The organism is Lachnoclostridium edouardi (assembly GCF_900240245.1).
Lineage (GTDB): Bacteria > Bacillota > Clostridia > Lachnospirales > Lachnospiraceae > Lachnoclostridium_A > Lachnoclostridium_A edouardi.
This window is the reverse complement of sequence record NZ_OESQ01000001.1, coordinates 360,582-379,686: the sequence shown is the minus strand read 5'-3', so window position 1 is coordinate 379,686 and position 19,105 is coordinate 360,582. Positions and strand designations below refer to the sequence as shown.

Annotated in this window: 14 protein-coding genes and 3 tRNA genes; 14 read left to right on the top strand and 3 right to left on the bottom strand. The window is 43.8% G+C overall.

The window, feature by feature from the left end:
• Positions 1–8 precede the first annotated feature (8 nt).
• Together C1A07_RS01725 and C1A07_RS01720 are read left to right on the top strand one after the other, a co-directional pair.
• Positions 9–1,304: a nickel pincer cofactor-dependent isomerase, group 22 gene (locus C1A07_RS01725; protein WP_180952150.1), complete on the top strand. Its 1,296-nt coding sequence runs from the start codon at positions 9–11 to the stop codon at positions 1,302–1,304.
• Positions 1,305–1,342: 38 nt separating this feature from the next.
• The gene (locus C1A07_RS01720; RefSeq protein ID WP_101875571.1) at positions 1,343–2,629 is read left to right on the top strand and encodes a nickel pincer cofactor-dependent isomerase, group 22; all 1,287 of its coding nucleotides are present in this window, start codon (positions 1,343–1,345) and stop codon (positions 2,627–2,629) included.
• 82 nt (positions 2,630–2,711) lie between these two features.
• Here the strand turns inward: C1A07_RS01720 and C1A07_RS01715 are convergent, their stop codons facing one another.
• On the bottom strand, positions 2,712–5,450 hold the full coding sequence (locus C1A07_RS01715; protein ID WP_101875570.1) for a transglycosylase domain-containing protein: 2,739 nt from the start codon (positions 5,448–5,450) through the stop codon (positions 2,712–2,714).
• A gap of 197 nt (positions 5,451–5,647) precedes the next feature.
• Here C1A07_RS01715 and C1A07_RS01710 point away from each other — a divergent pair, with 197 nt between their 5' ends.
• The 4 genes from C1A07_RS01710 to typA are packed head-to-tail and all read left to right on the top strand — an operon-like array spanning position 5,648 to position 10,548.
• Positions 5,648–6,103 (top strand): MarR family winged helix-turn-helix transcriptional regulator, encoded by a 456-nt coding sequence (locus C1A07_RS01710; RefSeq protein WP_101875569.1) that lies wholly within the window; start codon positions 5,648–5,650, stop codon positions 6,101–6,103.
• Positions 6,096–7,970 (top strand): ATP-dependent zinc metalloprotease FtsH, encoded by a 1,875-nt coding sequence (gene ftsH / locus C1A07_RS01705; protein ID WP_101875568.1) that lies wholly within the window; start codon positions 6,096–6,098, stop codon positions 7,968–7,970. The genes C1A07_RS01710 and ftsH overlap by 8 nt, the downstream gene beginning before the upstream one ends.
• A gap of 25 nt (positions 7,971–7,995) precedes the next feature.
• Positions 7,996–8,664, top strand: a complete 669-nt coding sequence (locus tag C1A07_RS01700; protein WP_101875567.1) for a YigZ family protein — start codon at positions 7,996–7,998, stop codon at positions 8,662–8,664.
• Positions 8,665–8,718: 54 nt separating this feature from the next.
• On the top strand, positions 8,719–10,548 hold the full coding sequence (gene typA, locus C1A07_RS01695; protein WP_101875566.1) for a translational GTPase TypA: 1,830 nt from the start codon (positions 8,719–8,721) through the stop codon (positions 10,546–10,548).
• An 87-nt stretch (positions 10,549–10,635) separates the two neighbouring features.
• On the opposite strand, the gene C1A07_RS01690 is transcribed toward typA, so the two are convergent.
• Positions 10,636–12,504, bottom strand: a complete 1,869-nt coding sequence (locus tag C1A07_RS01690) for a heavy metal translocating P-type ATPase (RefSeq protein ID WP_101875565.1) — start codon at positions 12,502–12,504, stop codon at positions 10,636–10,638.
• Between the two features lie 127 nt (positions 12,505–12,631).
• Complete coding sequence (locus C1A07_RS01685) at positions 12,632–12,907, bottom strand: metal-sensing transcriptional repressor (protein WP_101875564.1); 276 nt, start codon at positions 12,905–12,907, stop codon at positions 12,632–12,634.
• Between the two features lie 202 nt (positions 12,908–13,109).
• Between C1A07_RS01685 and C1A07_RS01680 the strand changes: the two genes are divergently transcribed.
• The 8 genes from C1A07_RS01680 to C1A07_RS01645 all read left to right on the top strand — a co-directional run bounded on the left by C1A07_RS01680 (position 13,110) and on the right by C1A07_RS01645 (position 19,092).
• The gene (locus C1A07_RS01680; protein ID WP_101875563.1) at positions 13,110–15,368 is read left to right on the top strand and encodes a heavy metal translocating P-type ATPase; all 2,259 of its coding nucleotides are present in this window, start codon (positions 13,110–13,112) and stop codon (positions 15,366–15,368) included.
• Positions 15,369–15,388: 20 nt separating this feature from the next.
• Positions 15,389–15,694, top strand: a complete 306-nt coding sequence (locus C1A07_RS01675) for a metal-sensing transcriptional repressor (RefSeq protein ID WP_101875562.1) — start codon at positions 15,389–15,391, stop codon at positions 15,692–15,694.
• Between the two features lie 53 nt (positions 15,695–15,747).
• The gene (locus C1A07_RS01670) at positions 15,748–15,939 is read left to right on the top strand and encodes a heavy-metal-associated domain-containing protein (protein ID WP_101875561.1); all 192 of its coding nucleotides are present in this window, start codon (positions 15,748–15,750) and stop codon (positions 15,937–15,939) included.
• Between the two features lie 149 nt (positions 15,940–16,088).
• Positions 16,089–16,162: transfer RNA gene (locus C1A07_RS01665), tRNA-Pro, on the top strand.
• 44 nt (positions 16,163–16,206) lie between these two features.
• Positions 16,207–16,278 (top strand) — tRNA-Glu (locus tag C1A07_RS01660).
• Positions 16,279–16,320: 42 nt separating this feature from the next.
• Positions 16,321–16,393: transfer RNA gene (locus C1A07_RS01655), tRNA-Thr, on the top strand.
• 210 nt (positions 16,394–16,603) lie between these two features.
• Positions 16,604–18,124: a sodium:solute symporter family protein gene (locus tag C1A07_RS01650; protein ID WP_101875560.1), complete on the top strand. Its 1,521-nt coding sequence runs from the start codon at positions 16,604–16,606 to the stop codon at positions 18,122–18,124.
• Between the two features lie 413 nt (positions 18,125–18,537).
• Positions 18,538–19,092 carry a class B sortase gene (locus C1A07_RS01645; protein ID WP_180952149.1) on the top strand — a complete coding sequence of 185 codons (555 nt, stop codon included), beginning with the start codon at positions 18,538–18,540 and terminating at the stop codon, positions 19,090–19,092.
• Positions 19,093–19,105: the final 13 nt, after the last annotated feature.

Sequence of the window (19,105 nt, the reverse complement as noted above, 5' to 3'; positions counted from 1 at the left end):
TTGACAAAATGAAAAGCGTTGTATCAGGCTTGGTGGAAAATGTAGCCATTCCCCGTATGTTTCAGGTAAGACAAGTATTTTCCACTGAAAAGATTGAGGCGGAGAATATACGCCGTATCATGTATGAGCAGATGGAGCAGGAAAAATTTGCTTCTCAGATTCACCCTGGAATGACTGTGGCTATTACAGTAGGCAGCCGTCAGATTGCAAACATATTAATCATCACAAAAACCATTGTGGATTTTGTAAAGGAAAAAGGCGGAAAGCCTTTTATTGTGGCCGCCATGGGAAGCCACGGGGGAGCTACAGAAGAAGGACAGAGAGAAATTTTAATAAACTATGGGGTCACAGAGGAATCTATGGGCTGCCCTGTAAAGTGCAACATGGAAACTGTAAAGATCGGCACCAATGAAGAAGGAATGGACGTGCTTATTGGGAAAGATGCGGCTGAAGCTGACGGAATCATTGTAAATTGCCGTGTAAAGCCTCACACATGCTTCAGAGGCCCCTATGAAAGCGGCATTATGAAAATGATGACCATAGGCTTAGGAAAGCAGGCGGGAGCGGATGTGTGCCATGCTGCAGGCTTTGGTCAGATGGCAAAGTACGTGCCTATGTTTGGAAAAGCAATTTTAAAACATGCCAACATTTTATTCTCTGTGGCAGTGTTAGAAAACGCCTATGACGAAACAGCCAAAATAGCAGTAGTAAATCACGATGAAATAGAAGAGCAGGAACCAGCTCTTTTAGAGGAAGCAAAAAGTCTTCTGCCTCAGATTTTAGTGCCGGAGTGCGACGTGCTGATCTGCGATGTAATCGGAAAGAATTTCAGCGGCAGCGGTATGGACCCTAATATAACAGGAACTTTTGTAACTCCTTACGCTTCAGGCGGCTTAAAATCCCAGAGAGTAGCTATTTTAGATTTAAGTAAGGAAAGTCACCACAGCGGCTGCGGAATGGGTATGGCTCACGCAACCACCAGAAGATTTTTTGATAAAGTAGATTTTGACTTAACCTACCCTAATTTAATTACATCTACAGTAGTGGAAAACGCAAGAGTTCCTATGGTAATGAAAAATGACAAGGAAGCCATTCAGGTGTGTATCCGCACCTGTACGGGTATTGACAAGGATCACGTGCGGATTGTACGCATCGCCAACAGCTTAAAAATTGAGCATATTATGCTTTCTGAGGCTTATTATGAAGAGGTGAAAAATCATCCGAATCTGATAATTGAAACTGAGCCGGAGAAAATGAAGTTCGATTCAGAGGGAGCTTTAATCGGTTTAGGAAAAATCGGCTGACAAATAATATAAGGAATTGGGGAAAGGGAGAAAATAATATGAGCAGACTGGCGGAGCTGGTGTCAGGAATCAAGATTCCCAGAATGATTGAGGCCAGACAGGTTTTTAAACGCCCCAGAATTGAAGATGGGGGAGAAGAAACAAGAAAGGCTTTAGAGCAGTCGGGAGTGGGCGGCAGAATCTGCCAGGGGGAATCTGTGGCCATTACAGCGGGAAGCAGGGGAATAGACAATATTGTGCCTGTGATCAGAGAGACAGTAAGGTTTGTAAAGGACCGGGGCGGAGCGCCGTTTATTATACCGGCCATGGGAAGCCATGGAGGAGCTACAGCAGAGGGGCAGAAAGAAATCCTGGATTCCTTGGGAATCACAGAGGAGGCCTGCGGCTGTCCTGTAAAAGCTACTATGGAAACAGTGTGCATCGGCTATACAGAGGAAGAACATCTGCCTGTTTATGTGGACGACTATGCTTTTCATGCAGATAAAACAATTCTCATTAACAGAGTAAAGCCTCATCCCTCCTTTAACGGGGAAATCGAAAGCGGCATTTTAAAAATGGCGGTTATCGGTTTAGGAAAGCAGAAAGGGGCGGCCCTTTGTCACAGCCTGGGCATGGTTCACATGTCAGAGAATATAAAGAAAATAGGAAGTTACATTCTGAACCATGGAAATGTGATTTTTGGAATTGGCCTGGTGGAAAATGCTTATGATGAAACAGCGGGCGTCCATGTAATAAAGGCAGAAAATATTCTGGAGGAGGAGCCTGTGCTTTTAAAAGAAGCATACAGTAATTTCCCTAAAATCGCTATCCCTAAGTATGACGTGCTGCTGGTGGAGGAAACAGGAAAAAATATTAGCGGCGCAGGCATGGATACTATGATAATTTCCAGGTATACCCACGACGGAATAGAAAAGGACCCTCATCAGCAGATAATATGCGGCCTTCGCCTGACTGAAGAAACCCACGGAAACGCCTGCGGCATGGGGCTGTTAGACGTAATTCCTGAAAAGTACAAGGAACAAATAGACTTTATGAATACTTACCCGAATCTGATTACATCCAGGATATATAATTCAGCCAAAATGCCTATGGTGGTGGACAATGATAAGGTGGCAATTCAAACGTCTATTCACGGCTGTATGGGAATTGACTATAATAAGCCTAAAATGATTTGGATTAAAAATACATTAGATATTGGAAGAATATTTATTTCAGAATTTCTGCTGGAGGAAGCTTTAAAATATCCTGAAATTCAGATTGTAGGCCAGCCTTTTGAAATGGAATTCAGAGAAAACGGAGATTTAGTCCGTATAGATGAAAGATAGAAGGACATAGTAAAAATAATAATCAGCCTTCTGAACATCTGCGCTCGCAAAAATGCGGCACAGATATTCAGAAGGCTTTTTTCTATTCTGTAGGCAGATAAGGGAACCAGGAGTTGTAACGCTTTTTAGTAGGAGCCGTCTCCTCATTTTCAGTGGTGCCCTGTACAGTGTGATTCTGTGTGGCAGGGGCGGCTGTTGTTTCAGGCACATATCCGGGACCGAAAATAGAAGAAGGGTCGTTGTCCGACGGATTAGGATTAATAATAGTTCCTGAACCGCTGTGGATGGTGCAGGTGCCTGGAAGGGCAAACACAGAATCGTCAGTTTCCGCCGTTTCCCCGGAAGGGATGGCCATAAATATGCCTGTAGTTCTGTCTGGACAGAAGGGAGTAGGCAGCTTTCCGGATTCTGCACATACGCTGGCTCTTATATGATTGTTGCACACTTCTGTAGGCGCAGTTCCCTTGGCAAAATATTCTGTGTAGGTGGCGTCGCCTCTTGGGTCTGCAGAGCACACGCCGGAAACCGCCAGGTTGCCGGATTTGCGGCATATAGTTGCAGATTCTATACTGTCAGGCACAGAAAATCCCGGATCAGACTTCCCTTCGTGAACCCTTGTCATTATTTTCCGCCAAATATCCTTGTGGAAGGAGGTTCCTCCGTTATTTACCCCGGCAGCCGTGTCAATCAGCTTTTGGTTGCTGTCGCAGCCTCCCCATATACCTGCAGTGTAGTAGGGGGTATATCCTACAAACCAAATGTCGTTGTTTTTAGAGGTTGTCCCGCTTTTTCCTGCAGCCGACATGTTGGAGAGAGCAGCCCGGGTGCTGGTGGATGATACGGAAACTCCAGGTCTTGTAAGCTTTCTGTTGCTCTGCATAGATTCTGCCATAGCATCTGTGAGAAGAAAGGCTGTGGAATCCTTCAGAACCCGCTTTGTCTCAGGCTCATTGTTTACTAAAACCTTGCCGTTGTGGTCCAGAATCTTAGTGAAGAACACCGGCTTTGTGTAGATGCCTCCGTTGGCAATAGCGGCAAAAGCAGCTGTAAGTTCCAGGTTGGAAACGCCGTCGGTCAGTCCTCCAAGAGCGGCGGAAGCTGTAATATCCTCCGGCACCAGACTGGTAATTCCAAAGCTTTTTGCATATTCAATGCCCAGCTGAGGAGAAACCGTCTCCATAAGGCAGCGGACAGCCACAATATTCATAGAGTAAATAATACCGTCTCTTATGCTGGAATATCCCATATAACCTTTATTGCTGTACCAGTTGTTAAAGGACTTAGTGCCTACAGTGTAAGGAGCGTCGTAATAAACCGTTCCTAAAGTGCTTCCCTTTGCGTCCAGGGCAGGAGCGAAGGCTGTAAGCACCTTAAAGGTAGAACCTGGCTGGCGGAGGGTATCGCAGGCCCTGTTTAAGGTAAGACTGTCTGTTTTCTCGCCTCGTCCGCCGCTGATTGCCTTTACCTCCCCTGTAGCCTGGTCCATAATAACAAAAGAGGTTTGAGGCTGAAGAATCTTTGTAAGGCGTTCTCCTATAATCTCATCATCCTCCTTTAAAAGCCAGGCCTTGTACTGCTCTACGTCAGACTGAACAGCCTCCTGGCTGGCGTAAAGGCCGTCATATTGATTATCTCCCAAAGTATTTTTATGGAACTTTTCAATATCCTTTTCAGAATAATGTTCAGTGGTGCCGTCCCCGTGGGTGACAGACAGGCGGTATTCCATAGAATACTTGGCCACAGTATAATTCTCCGGATTATTTACCTCTTCATCTACAATGGCCTGAATAGCAGGGTCCTGGGTGGTATAAATCTGTAAGCCGCCGCTGTAAAGCAGATTAGAGGCCTGGGTATTTGTATAGCCCAGCTGGTTTACAAGAGTATCCATCACCTGATTAATCAGCTCGTCTGTAAAATAGCTGTACGGGGTGGAAGTTTCTTTGGAGATTAAGTTTACATTCTGGATTCTGTCGTATACATTGTCAGCTAATGCCTCCTCCTGCTCCTCCTTGGAGATTAATTCCTGGTCCACCATGTACTGTAGAATAATCTTTCTCTTTTTCTCATTTTCTTCCCTTCCGCTGATAGGGTTAAACTTAGACGGGTTCTGAGTAATTCCCGCCAACACGGCGCATTCAGACAAAGTCAGGTCTGACACTTCCTTATTAAAATATCTTCTGGAAGCTACCTTTACGCCCAGAGAATTATTTCCCAGGTTAATGGTATTCAGATAGTTGGTGATAATCAGCTTTCTGTCCATAGACTTTGTCAGCTGAAGAGCCAAATACTGCTCCTGAATCTTTCTTTCCATTTTGGCGCCAAAGCTTTTTTCATTTCCGCCCTTTAATACATTGTTCTTAATCAGCTGCTGGGTGATAGTGCTGCCGCCGCCTTTATAATTGCCTGTAATTACGCCTACGGCTGCTCGTGTAATAGAGCGCAGATCTATTCCGCTGTGACTCCAGAAGCGGGAGTCCTCAATAGCGATAAAAGCGTTAATCAGATTCTCGGGAAGCTCCTCATAAGTAGCCTCCTCCCTGTTGGCTCCCGCCTTTACAAGGGTGTCTGTTAAATTGCCGGCGCTGTCGTAAACTGTAGTGGCATAACCGCTGGGAACAATGGTTTCCATATTGATTTCTGGAGCGGCGTCAATAATTCCGTTAAAGCACCCAAAACCAGTGCTGGCCGCTACAAGTCCTGTAAAAAGACAGAGGATGAAGATAACCTTTATAAAAGAAAAGCAAAGCTTTGAAAAATATTTTTTATTTTTAGAGCTTATGGATTTTATCTTCTGTTCTGTCCCAGATTTTCCGTAATTCATAGAAGTCCTCCTTTAGGTTATACAACAGTATAGCAAAATTTTCCTGACAATTCAACAAAACCAATCTTAAAGAATTACTTTCCACTTTATAAAAAGTTTATACAAATTTTCTTGATACTAAAAAAAATCTGTTATATAATGAAATTCATAATTTATGAATAAATTATGAAAAGACAATATATGGAAGGAAGGAGATTATGGAAGCGGCAGAATTCAGAGACAGATTTTTGGATATAACTATAAAACTGAAAGAATATATGGATGAACATATATCTTCCATATGTAAGGAACATGGAGTGACCCTGCAGCAGTTCCATATTTTAATGGAATTAAGCAGCAAGCAGTGTGAGTCGGCAGGAAACCTTAGCGATACTGTCAGAATTCTGAGAGGAAATATGGCGGGAGTATGCAAGAAAATGGAGCAGAACCGCTGGATTAAAAGGGAGAGAAGCCCGGAGGACGAACGAAAAGTGATGGTAAGCCTGACGGCAGAAGGGGAACAGATTCTATGTGAAATATTGCAGGAACTGGAATTGCGCTTAGGGATGATATGTGAAGATGAACCGGAGGAATCCTTTTGTCAAATCCTTCAGGGGATGAATAATCTGTGCAGGCTGTTAAGCCAAAAAAGTAAGGAGAAATTATATGAATAAGGTACAGACACCGAAAAAGCCGCTGATCTTTTACTATTTAATGGTGCTGTTGATTTTAACAGTATTTAATTTTATTGTAACACCTCAGCTGGGAAGGCCTAAGGTTCAGGAAGTAGATTATGGAGTATTCCTGGACATGGCGGAGAAAAAAGAATTAAATCAGGTTCAGGTTACTTCAGGGGAGATTGTGTTTTCAGACAACAGCACCCCTGAAAATTATTACAAAACAGGCAGAATGGATGATATTTTCCTGGTAGACAGACTGTATGACGCAGGAATTAAGGACTTTGGAACTCCTATTATAAAACAGATGTCCCCTATTGTCAGCCTGCTGTTAAGCTGGGTAGTTCCTATTTTTATATTTGTGATTTTAGGACAGCTGTTATCCCGGTACATGATGAAAAAAATGGGGCCCGGAGGTATGGGAAACGCCATGTCCTTTGGCAAAAGCAATGCGAAAATCTATGTCCAGTCTACAGACGGAATCAGATTTTCAGACGTGGCCGGGGAGGATGAGGCGAAGGAGCTTTTAACAGAAATCGTAGATTATCTTCACAACCCGGAGAAATATGCCCAGATCGGTGCCTCTATTCCTAAGGGAGCTCTTTTAGTAGGCCCTCCCGGAACAGGAAAAACATTGCTTGCAAAAGCTGTGGCCGGAGAAGCTCACGTTCCGTTTTTCTCTATTTCCGGTTCTGAATTTGTGGAAATGTTCGTAGGTATGGGAGCGGCCAAGGTGAGAGATCTGTTTAAGCAGGCCAACGAAAAGGCTCCGTGTATTGTATTTATCGACGAGATTGACACCATAGGAAAGAAAAGAGACAGCGGCCCTATTTCAGGAGGAAACGACGAGAGAGAGCAGACCTTAAACCAGCTGCTGACAGAGATGGACGGATTTGACGCGAAAAAGGGAGTTATTATATTGGCGGCCACCAACAGGCCGGAATCCCTAGACCCGGCTCTTTTAAGGCCAGGCAGATTTGACAGGAGAATTCCTGTAGAGCTTCCTGATTTAAAGGGAAGAGAAGAGATTTTAAAGGTGCACGCAAAAAAAGTAAAAATCGGGGATAATGTAGACTTTTCCGCCATTGCAAAGGCTGCGGCAGGAGCCTCCGGCGCTGAGCTGGCTAATATGATCAACGAGGCTGCTTTGCGGGCAGTGAGAGTGGGAAGACAGTATGTAACCCAGGCAGATTTAGAGGAAAGCGTGGAGGTAGTAATCGCAGGCTATCAGAAGAAAAATAAGATTTTATCTGACAAGGAAAAAATGATTGTAGCTTACCACGAAATCGGCCATGCCCTTGTGGCTGCCCTGCAGAATCACTCGGCCCCTGTTACAAAGATTACAATTATTCCAAGAACCTCGGGAGCCTTAGGATATACTATGCAGGTAGAACAGGACGAGCACAATCTTATGTCCAAGGCGGAAATTGAAAATAAAATTGCAACCTATACAGGAGGCCGCGTGGCAGAGCAGCTGATTTTTGATTCCATCACTACAGGAGCCTCCAACGATATTGAGCAGGCTACAAAGCTGGCCAGAGCCATGATAACTAGATTCGGTATGAGCGATGAATTTGGAATGGTAGCTTTAGAGACAGTAGGCAATCAGTATTTAGGCGGAGACGCCTCCTTAGCCTGCTCGCCGGAAATATCTGCGGAAATTGACAGAAAGGTCATTGACGTTGTAAAAGCTCAGTATAATAAGGCAGAAGGGCTTTTAAAGGCTCATATGAAGGAGTTAAACTCCCTGGCCCAGTATTTGTACTACCATGAGACAATTACAGGGGAAGAATTTATGGACATTTTAAATGAAAGTAAAAATAGTGAAAGTGAAGGTCAGGAGCAGGGAGAAAGCCTGAACTAATAACTAAAAATGGGAGATAAAAGGTATGACAGGGGAATACAAGATTCTTTACCAGGGAGGAACGGGAGAAATTGTGGAGAAAAAATCCAGATTTATCGCCACCACCAAACCTGTAAAGTCAGAGGAAGAGGCCTTGGCCTTTATTGAGGAAATGAGAAAAAAGTACTGGGACGCCACCCACAACTGTTCTGCCTTTGTAATCGGAAGAGATAACAAAATCCAAAGGTGCAGCGACGACGGGGAGCCTGGTCAGACGGCGGGGAAGCCTATGCTGGACGTGCTGTTAGGAGAGGGAATACACGATGCCTGCGTGGTAGTTACCAGGTATTTCGGAGGTACCCTTTTAGGCACAGGCGGTCTGGTGCGGGCTTACTCAAAAGCCGCTCAGGAAGGCCTTTTGGCCAGCCGGGTTGTGACAAAAAAGCCGGCAAAGGAAATTCAGATTACAACAGATTACAACGGAGTAGGAAAAATTCAGTATATTGCAGGTCAGATGGACATTAAGGCCTTAGACAGCCAGTATACAGAGCAGGTAGTATTTTCCTTTCTGGTTCCCTTAGAAATGGCGGAATCATTTATATCAAAAGTAACAGAAGGCACCAACGGGAGAAGTCAAATTGAAGAAAAAAGCTGCGTTTACTACGGAATTTCTGAAAAAGAGCTGATTCTTTTTCCGGAAAGCCTTGAAATCTGATATAGATAATGATATACTTACCGATTGATAAGAATTGGAAGGAAGAATACTTTTATGAAGATGAAAAGAGAAGATGTCAGGAACGTAGCGATTATTGCCCATGTTGACCATGGCAAGACCACTCTTGTAGACTCTCTGTTAAAGCAAAGCGGAGTATTCCGGGAGAATCAGGAAGTGGCAGAGCGCGTTATGGATTCCAACGCTATTGAAAGAGAGCGGGGAATTACCATTTTATCCAAAAATACGGCAGTTACTTATAAGGGAACTAAAATCAACATTATCGACACCCCAGGCCATGCTGATTTTGGCGGGGAGGTAGAGCGTGTTTTAAAAATGGTAAACGGCGTAATTCTGGTAGTGGACGCTTACGAGGGCGCTATGCCTCAGACAAAGTTTGTTTTGAGAAAAGCCTTAGAGCTTAGCCTGCCGGTAGTAGTGTGCATCAATAAAATTGACCGCCCGGAAGCCAGACCGGACGAAGTAATAGATGAGATTCTGGAGCTGTTTATGGATTTGGACGCATCTGACGAGCAGTTAGATTGTCCATTTGTATTTGCATCTGCGAAAGCTGGCTTTGCCAAAAAGGAAATGTCTGACCCTGAGGTGGACATGTCGCCTTTATTTGAGACTATTATTGATTACATTCCTGCTCCTGAGGGAGATCCGGAGGCAGCCACCCAGGTACTTATCAGCACCATTGACTACAATGAATATGTGGGACGTATTGGCATTGGAAAGGTGGACAACGGCCGCATCGGCGTAAACCAGGAATGTGTTATGGTAAATCACCATGACCCGGACAAGTTTAAAAAAATTAAAATCGGAAAGCTTTACGAGTTTGACGGACTGGCCAGAGCAGAGGTTCAGGAGGCTGGAATCGGCTCTATAGTGGCGATTTCCGGAATTGCAGACATTCACATTGGAGATACCATCTGCTCCCCGGACAATCCTGACCCAATTCCCTTCCAGAAAATTTCTGAGCCCACCATTGCCATGGACTTTATGGTAAATGACAGCCCTCTGGCAGGACAAGAGGGAAAATACATTACCTCCAGACATTTAAGGGAGCGTTTATTTAAAGAGCTGAACACAGACGTAAGCCTTAGGGTGGAGGAGAAAACCCCCGACTGCTTTAAGGTTTCCGGAAGAGGAGAGCTGCATCTGTCGGTGCTGATTGAAAATATGCGCCGCGAGGGCTTTGAATTTGCAGTAAGTAAGGCGGAAGTGCTTTACAAATTAAATGAGAGAAACCAGAAGCAGGAGCCTATGGAGATCGCTTACATTGACGTGCCTGAAGAATTTACAGGAAGCGTAATCCAAAAGCTGACCAGCAGAAAGGGAGAGCTGCAGGGAATGAGTCCTGCAGCAGGCGGATATACCCGTCTGGAGTTCTCCATTCCGTCCAGAGGTTTAATTGGATATCGAGGAGAATTTATGACAGACACTAAGGGAAATGGTATTCTCAACACCATTTTTGACGGATACGGCCCTTATAAGGGAGATTTATCCTACCGTCCTACAGGCTCCTTAATTGCCTATGAATCCGGCGAGTCTATTACTTACGGGTTATTTAACGCCCAGGAGAGAGGAACCTTATTTATAGGTCCTGGAGTAAGGGTTTACTCCGGTATGGTAATTGGCTCTAATCCAAAAGCAGAGGATATTGAGCTGAACGTATGTAAAACAAAGAAGCTGACTAACACCCGCTCCTCCAGCTCCGACGAAGCTTTAAAGCTAACTCCGCCTAAGGAAATGAGCTTAGAGCAGTGTCTGGACTTTATTGATACGGACGAGCTTTTAGAGGTGACTCCAAAAAGCCTGAGAATCAGAAAGAAAATTTTGGACCCTACTTTAAGAAAAAGAGCGTCTTTTAAAAAACAGTAATGCCGGTGAAGAACCTGGCGGACAAATAATTTAGATATGAAAAGAAAACAGGCCTGGCGTGAAGATGCCGGACCTGTTTTTATTTGATTATTTTTTCTTCCAGTTTATTAACAACGCAGAATTAATAATTACTATAACAGAGCCGGCATTGTGAACCAGGGCTCCAATAACAGGATTTAAAATCCCTGTAATAGCCAAAAGGATTGCAATAAAATTTAAAGTCATGGAAAAAATAAGATTACATTTTATTGTAACCATCATTCTTTTGGACAACTGCAGCAAATGAGGCAGCTGGTGGATTTTGTCATTGATTAAGGCAATATCCGCGGCGTCTACAGCAATATCGCTGCCTGTGCCGCCCATGGCGATGCCGACAAATGCCTTTTTTAAGGCAGGGGCATCATTTATACCGTCTCCAATCATGCACACTTGTTTGTGCCGGCTTTGATAAGCTTCAATCTGATATAATTTATCCTCCGGCAGACAATTTGCGCGGACTTCACAAATACCTAATTGGCCGGCAATATTATCTGCCGCCCCCTGATTGTCTCCGGTGAGCAAAACAGGGGTTATGCCTGTTTCTGATAATCTGCTTATTGTATCGGCTGCGTCATCTCTTATTGTATCAGACAAGGCGATAAAACCGGAAAGCTTACCATCCACTGCTGCATAGATAATGGTGCTCCCGTTTTTTAAGTAATCCTCCGCCTGGTTTTTTACGCTGTCAGGCAGGACAATGCCTTCTGCAGACAACAATTCAATATTGCCGGCAAGGACTTTCCGGCCTTTTACAATCGCCTGCACACCTTTTCCGGGAAGCATTATAAATTCTTTGGAGCAAGGGATTTCGGCTGCCTCAGTTTCAGTGAAGCAGCGCACAACGGCTTTTCCTAAAGGATGCTCAGAGCGCAGCTCCGCGCCAGCAATCAGGCTGTACAGCTCCTGCCGCGGCAGCTCATCATATAAGTTCTGCACAGCAATTACCTTTGGAGCGCCATATGTTAATGTGCCTGTTTTATCAAAGGTAATGACAGAAACCGCAGCCAACCGTTCTAAAGCATCTCCCTCCCGAACTAAAAAACCGCATCTTGTAGCATTTCCAATAGCCGCCATAATTGCCGTAGGCGTTGCAAGAACTAACGCGCAGGGACAAAAAACAACTAAAATAGTAACTGCCCGGATAATTTCCCCGCTGATCAGCCATGTAAGAGCAGCGGCGGCCAAGGCAATGACAACAATCCAGGTGGCCATACGGTCGGCAATTCCCACAATTTTTGCTTTTCCGGCGTCTGCAGATTGAACAAGCCTTATCATTCTCTGTATAGAACTATCATCCCCCACTCTCAGGGCCTTCATATCAAAAGAACCAAATTGATTAACAGTGCCGCTGGATACATGATCCCCGGACTTTTTGTCCACAGGCAGAGACTCGCCTGTCATAACAGCCTGGTTTACAGAGGTCTGCCCTGTTAAAATCACGCCGTCTGCAGGAATTGTCTCCCCAGGCAGAACCCGCAGAATATCCTCTATTTTAACCTGCTCTGCAGGGATGACAGTTTCCTTTGTCCCATCTATTTTTCTGGCTGTCCTGGGCGTTAAGCGCACCAGCTTTTCAATGCCTGCCCTGGCTTTAGCAACAGTTAAGTCTTCTAACAGCGCTCCCAGCCGCATAATGAAAGCCACTTCGCCGGCAGCAAAATATTCGCCGGTAATAATAGAAGCAATAAGGGCCATGGAAACTAAAACATCTGCTTTAATATCAAATTCAGTAACTAGTCCTATAATAGCCTCCAGAATAATTGGGATTCCGCATAAAATAATAGGAATCCATGTAAGATTTACGCCAAAGACAGTAAAGTGAAAAATACTTCCAATCAGAGCAAGGCCGGAAAGAATTAAAAAAATAATTTCCTTTTTCACGCCTCCCCATTCCAGTATATTTTCCAGCTTAACCATAAACATAATCCTCCTTTTCTATACCTATAGGGGTACTGGTATATTATACATATAGGGGTATGGGTTTGTCAACGTGAAAAAACAAAAAGGCAGCGGAAAATAATTTATTCACCGCTGCCTTTCAGTATTAATTCATATTAGCAAAACGTTCTACAGCTTTTGTAAAATTAGCAATGGTTTTATCTGCATCGCCGTGTTCAATGCCGTCCCGCACACAATGTTTAATATGGCCTTCAAGCACAACCTGCCCCGCCTTGTGAAGGGCAGACTTAGCCGCGTTGATTTGAGAAAGAATATCCTCACATGGAACGTCCTCATCTATCATACGGTCCACTGCCTGTATCTGCCCTATAATTTTTTTTAATCGTTTGTGAAGATTCTCAGAATCCATGCACTGTATCACAAAAATCACCTCCCTGAATACCTGTAGGGGTATTAGTATAGTTTATTATCTATGATTTTTTAGTGGTTGTCAAGAATATGATTTTGTTAATATAATTGAGATATTTTCTACTTTTCAGAATATGGCCTTGACAGATAATGGTGTTTCGTATATAATGCCAATATACCTATTGAGGGTATATGTATAAAGGAGGAAGGCATATATGAGAACAGAAAGTTACCATATTGACGGAATGGCCTGCGCCGCCTGCAGCGCGGCAGTAGAAAGAGTAACCAGGAAAATGGACGGCGTTTTGTCCAGCGACGTAAATCTGACTACAAATAAAATGGTTATTTCCTATGATGAGAATAAAGTAACGCCGGCAATGATTATGGATAAGGTAAGCAAGGCAGGTTTTAAGGCCTCTGTCATAGACGAGACGGCAGACAAGAAAAAGCAGGAGGAGGAAGAGCTGGAACGCCAGGAGGAGCAGCTGCATCTGGTGAAAAGAAGAGTGATTACAGCTATTGTATTTGCAGTGCCTCTTTTATATATTTCCATGGGACATATGCTTCCTACCCCTTTGCCTTTGCCGGGATTTATGAACCCTGAAACAAACCCTTTAAACTTTGCTCTTGCCCAGCTGATTCTTACTGTAGTTGTTTTAATCTGCGGCAGAAAGTTTTATGTAGTAGGCCTGAGGGCATTGTCAAAAGGCAACCCCAATATGGATTCTCTGGTGGCTATCGGAACAGGCAGCGCATTTTTCTACAGCCTTTATCTGACCCTTACCATGAAACAGAATCCTATGAACGTACATCATCTGTATTACGAGTCGGCAGCAGTAGTTGTCACCCTGGTTATGCTGGGAAAATATATGGAAAGCCGCAGCAAGGGAAAAACATCTGAGGCAATACGAAAGCTGATGGAGCTGGCTCCGGACACAGCCATTCTTTTTGAAAACGGAGTGGAAAGAGAAGTGGAAACCAGCCAGGTGCTGCCGGGACAGCACATTTTAATTAAACCTGGAAGCAGAATTCCCTTAGACGGCGTTGTGGTAAAGGGAAGCAGCAGCGTAGACGAGTCCATGCTTACAGGAGAAAGCATTCCTGTAGAAAAGCAGGAGGGAGACGCTTTAATCGGCGGCAGTATGAATTACAACGGAGCTATGGAGCTTAAAGTCACTCACGTGGGAAACGACACTACTCTTTCTAAGATTGTAAAAATGATTGAGGACGCCCAGGGGAAGAAGGCGCCTATTTCTAAACTGGCAGACAAGGTGGCAGGAGTATTTGTGCCGGCAGTTATGGGAATTGCCTTAGTGGCAGCCCTTCTCTGGTGGATAGCAGGCGGCAAAGATATGGCGTTTGTGCTGACAATTTTTGTCTCTGTGCTGGTAATCGCCTGCCCCTGCGCTTTAGGCTTAGCTACGCCTACAGCTATTATGGTAGGCACAGGAGTGGGAGCCAGCCACGGAATTCTTATTAAAAGCGGAGAAGCCCTGGAAATCAGCCACAAGGTAGACGCGGTAGTGCTGGATAAAACAGGCACTATTACAGAGGGAAAGCCTCAAGTTACAGATATTATTTCCTCAGGACAATGGTCTGAGGAGGAGCTGCTTTTCATAGCCGCCAGCTGTGAACAAATGTCAGAGCATCCCTTAGGAGAGGCGATTGTGGAAGCAGGAAAAGAAAAAGGGTTAGACTTATTCCGCCCGGAAGAGTTCCAAAGCCTGACCGGAATGGGAATTTTGGCCCAGGCTCAGGGCAGAAAAATAGGAATCGGCAACTTCCGCATGATGAACCATTTAAATATTATAGCTGAGGGAAAAATGGCGGATGCAGCAGCCGCCATGGCAGACGAAGGAAAAACGCCTATGTTTGTAACTGCAGACGGAAAGCTGGAAGGCCTGATCTGTGTAGCAGATACTATTAAAGAAGGCAGCGCGGAGGCTGTAGAGAAAATGAAAAGTCTGGGAATCCAGGTTTATATGCTGACAGGAGATAATCAGAAAACTGCTGAGTATATTGGAAAACAGGCTTATATTGACCATGTAATTGCAGAAGTTCTGCCGGAAGATAAAGCAAATGTAGTAAGCCGCTTGCAGGCAGAGGGAAAAACTGTTATGATGGTAGGTGACGGCATCAATGACGCACCTGCTTTAGTACAGGCGGACGTGGGAACGGCAGTAGGCTCCGGAAGCGATATTGCCCTGGAATCCGGCGATATTGTATTAATGAGAGCTGATTTAAGGGATGTATACCGGGCGGTAAAACTGAGCAAGGCTACAATCAGGAATATTAAACAGAATCTGTTTTGGGCCTTTTTCTATAACAGCCTGGGAATTCCGGTGGCGGCAGGGCTTTTATACCTGTTAGGCGGACCTTTATTAAGCCCTATGCTGGGAGGCTTTGCAATGTCTCTTAGCTCTGTATGTGTAGTCAGCAATGCCCTGAGACTGAAAACCATTCACTTAGACTAAAATTACAGAGGGATTTTATTATGGAAGAGACAAGAGAATGTTCCTGTACAAAGCATAAGCACAGAACGGCAGAGGAAGAAAAAGCTCTTTTAAACAGATTAAACCGGATAGAGGGACAAATCCGGGGCATTAAAAACATGGTAGAAGAAGAAAGATATTGTATCGATATTCTGAATCAGGTGGCGGCAGTGCAGGCGGCTTTAAGCGGCTTTACAAGAGTTATGTTAAGCGAGCATATTCACACCTGCGTAGTAGACCAGGTAGAGCAGGGAGACAAGGAAGTGGTAGACGAACTGTGCCGGGCCATTCAGAAGCTGATGAAGTAGGGAAAGGCAGAGAAAATAAAATATTTTTAATATAATTCAAAAGGAGACCAATAATGAAGAAATTTAAATGTGAAGACATGATGTGCGGCCACTGCGTAGCCAGAATTGAAGAAGGATTAAAGGGAGCCGGGATCAGCCACAGCGTAAGCTTAGAGGAAAAGTCAGTAACTGTCAATGAAGATAAAGACTGTGAAAAGGCTGCCCAAATCCTGGATGATTTAGGATTTACTCCTGTAGAAATGTAATTTTTTGCTTTACCTTTATAAATTAAGGGGAAGGGGATAAGCAGAAAATAAGCCGTTTATCCCTTTTCCCAGGTTAAAAAATATAATTGGAAAAGTTTTCAAATAATTATTGACAATTAAAACAATTCATATTATAATATCCAAGTATTCGAGGCGTGGCTCAGTTTGGTAGAGCGCTGCGTTCGGGACGCAGAGGTCGCAAGTTCAAATCTTGTCGCCTCGACGATTTTTGAGTTTTAACCTGCCAATTAGAATACAAAAGAATTTGGCCTATTGGTCAAGCGGTCAAGACGCCGCCCTCTCACGGCGGAAACCCGGGTTCGATTCCCGGATAGGTCATAAAATGCTTTGGATATGCGTCCAAAGCATTTTTTAAAGATTGCCATTGTAGCTCAGCTGGTAGAGCACTTCACTCGTAATGAAGGGGTCGCGTGTTCAAGTCACGTCAATGGCTGAAAAAGAGAAAAGAAGCAGTCGCTGGATAGTCAGCGGCTGTTTTTTTATTATATAGAAAAATATTTTGAATATCGAATATCAATATTTGGTTTGACAGAGAAAAATGTTGACTTTAACGCTTTTATGTGCTAAAATGTCGCTGACGCTTTAAAGTGCAAAAGCGAAATATAGTAAAAAATAACCAGGGCAGCTATAGGGAGGTTTACAAATGTTTGAAAAAATTTTAATGATTCTGATTTTCTTTGCAATTACAGTAGGTATTGGACTTTACTGCAGAAAAAGGGCTGCCAATGTAAATGATTTTGTGCTGGGCGGCAGAAGCGTAGGCCCGTGGGTGACTGCATTTGCATACGGCACTTCTTATTTTTCTTCAGTTGTATTTGTAGGCTATGCAGGACAATTTGGTTGGAATTTCGGTGTGTCCGCCACCTGGATTGGAATTGGAAATGCGTTAATTGGAAGTCTTTTAGCCTGGGTGATTTTAGGAAGGCGCACCAGGGTTATGACAAAGCATTTAGAGTCGGCGACTATGCCGGATTTTTTTGGGAAAAGATATGATTGTGCAGGTTTAAAAACAGCGTCCTCCCTGATTATTTTTATATTTTTAGTGCCTTATTCAGCCTCTGTATATAAAGGGTTATCAGGACTGTTTTCCATGGCCTTTGGTCTGGATTTTCGGTGGTGCGTAATAGGAATCGCTGTGCTCACAGGCGTTTATGTAGTGGCGGGAGGATATATGGCCGCCGCCATCAATGATCTGGTTCAGGGAATCATTATGTTAGGCGGAATCATTCTTGTGGTGGTTTCCATTTTAAAAGGCCAGGGAGGGTTTTCAGAAGCATTTGTAAGGCTGTCAAAGGTTCTCAGTGAGACGGCTCCAGAGATGGAGGGAGCCTTGATTTCCTTTTTTGGCCCTGATCCGTTAGCTCTTTTAGGTGTGGTGGTGCTTACCAGTCTGGGAACCTTAGGCCTGCCCCAGATGGTACATAAATTCTACACAATTAAAAACGAAAAATCTATTAAAGCAGGAACAGTTATTTCCACAATATTTGCTTTAATTATTGCAGGGGGAAGCTATTTTATGGGAGCCTTCGGACGTTTGTACTATAAGGTTCCTGAAGGGGGAAGCCCTGTATTTGACAACATTGTGCCGGAGATGCTGGGGGCCTGTCTGCCAGATATTCTTATTGGCGTTGTAATGATATTGGTGCTGTCGGCCTCTATGTCCACCTTGTCCTCCCTGGTGATAACCTCCAGCTCCACCTTTACTTTAGATTTTCTCAATACCTTATTTATTAAAAATATGAATTATAAACAGCAGCTGACGGTAATTCGGGGACTTTGTGTTTTCTTTGTAGCTTTGTCCGTGATTTTGGCCTTAAATCCCAATAATCTGATTACTACGTTAATGTCCTTGTCATGGGGTGTATTGGCCGGCTCATTTTTAGGCCCCTTTGCCTACGGACTTTTCTGGAAGAAAGCAACTGCCGCAGGGGCATGGGCCTGCTTTGCAGTGGGAATCGGAATCAATTTGTGGAACCTGTTTATGCCTTTTGCAGCTCCTACTGGAGCAGGAGCAATTTCCATAGTGGCCTCTTTATTTGTAGCTCCGGCCGTCAGCCTGATTTCTCCAAAGCCTTCTGCAGAAAAGGTAGAAGAAATGTTTTCCTGTTATGACAAGGAAGTAAAGGCTCCCCATAAATTAATGTTAGAGCAGGACAGAGAATAGTTTTTTTGTTTTTCATGTTGCCTGAATAGCGGTTTTGTATACAGCTGATCAGGCGACACTTTTTTTGCGCAAAATTGCATCCATTCATACCATTAACTGGAAAAAAATTGAAAATTTAACGTAAAAACTGTATAATAGAATAGATTTTGTAAGTCATTTTATACCAAATATTAAACTACTGCAGATCAATGAGGAAAATTGGGAGTGAACAGTATATGAGAAAGGCAGGCAGAATGAAAAAAGCAGCGGTTTTTGCTGTTTTAGGGGCAGTGATAGGGGCTGCTATCTGCTGGAAATTTGTATTTTCTGAGAAGGATATAGGTCTGAAGTAGCAGATAAAAGTAGAGGACGGAAATGTTTATATAGAAGACATAAAAATAAAAGCTGACCAGGGTGGGATTGATTTTCAGACATTGGAGAAGATTAATCCGGATACTGCGGCCTGGCTGTGGATTCCAGGCACAGCCGTTGATTATCCGGTCGTATATGCCAAAGATAATGAAAAGTATATGGATACAAGCTTTGACGGAGAGGGACAGGCCTCTGGAACTATATTTTTAGATTATGAAAGTCAAAGAGATTTTTCTGGAAAGCACAATATGAAAAATGGCTCTATGTTTCACGATATAGTAAGATTTAAAGAGCAGGACTATTTTAAAGATCACCAATACGGAGTTCTTTACACCCCGGAGAGAACCATATATTTGAAAATGATATCTGCTTATTACGGGGAAGCCCTTCCGGTATACAGAAAGACTGAATTTGCAACAGAGGAGGATTTTGACTTATTTCTGGACGCTGTAATTTATCCCTGCGAATTTGGGGAAAGACCAAAAGAAAGGCCGGAATCACTATATACATTTATTACCTGCAGCTATGAATTTGACGATGCAAGGACATATCTTCACGGAGTGGAGATTCCAGAACAAGAAGCGAGAGAAGCTTTGGAAATACAGACGGAAAAATAATGGGGAAGAGGAA

Excerpts from the sequence above, each read along its gene's own strand:
- C1A07_RS01725 (WP_180952150.1), top strand. The coding sequence starts at position 9 with ATGAAAAGCGTTGTATCAGGCTTGGTGGAAAATGTAGCCATTCCCCGT.
- C1A07_RS01720 (WP_101875571.1), top strand. The coding sequence starts at position 1,343 with ATGAGCAGACTGGCGGAGCTGGTGTCAGGAATCAAGATTCCCAGAATG.
- C1A07_RS01715 (WP_101875570.1), bottom strand. The coding sequence starts at position 5,450 with ATGAATTACGGAAAATCTGGGACAGAACAGAAGATAAAATCCATAAGC.
- C1A07_RS01710 (WP_101875569.1), top strand. The coding sequence starts at position 5,648 with ATGGAAGCGGCAGAATTCAGAGACAGATTTTTGGATATAACTATAAAA.
- ftsH (WP_101875568.1), top strand. The coding sequence starts at position 6,096 with ATGAATAAGGTACAGACACCGAAAAAGCCGCTGATCTTTTACTATTTA.
- C1A07_RS01700 (WP_101875567.1), top strand. The coding sequence starts at position 7,996 with ATGACAGGGGAATACAAGATTCTTTACCAGGGAGGAACGGGAGAAATT.
- typA (WP_101875566.1), top strand. The coding sequence starts at position 8,719 with ATGAAGATGAAAAGAGAAGATGTCAGGAACGTAGCGATTATTGCCCAT.
- C1A07_RS01690 (WP_101875565.1), bottom strand. The coding sequence starts at position 12,504 with ATGGTTAAGCTGGAAAATATACTGGAATGGGGAGGCGTGAAAAAGGAA.
- C1A07_RS01680 (WP_101875563.1), top strand. The coding sequence starts at position 13,110 with ATGAGAACAGAAAGTTACCATATTGACGGAATGGCCTGCGCCGCCTGC.
- C1A07_RS01675 (WP_101875562.1), top strand. The coding sequence starts at position 15,389 with ATGGAAGAGACAAGAGAATGTTCCTGTACAAAGCATAAGCACAGAACG.
- C1A07_RS01670 (WP_101875561.1), top strand. The coding sequence starts at position 15,748 with ATGAAGAAATTTAAATGTGAAGACATGATGTGCGGCCACTGCGTAGCC.
- C1A07_RS01650 (WP_101875560.1), top strand. The coding sequence starts at position 16,604 with ATGTTTGAAAAAATTTTAATGATTCTGATTTTCTTTGCAATTACAGTA.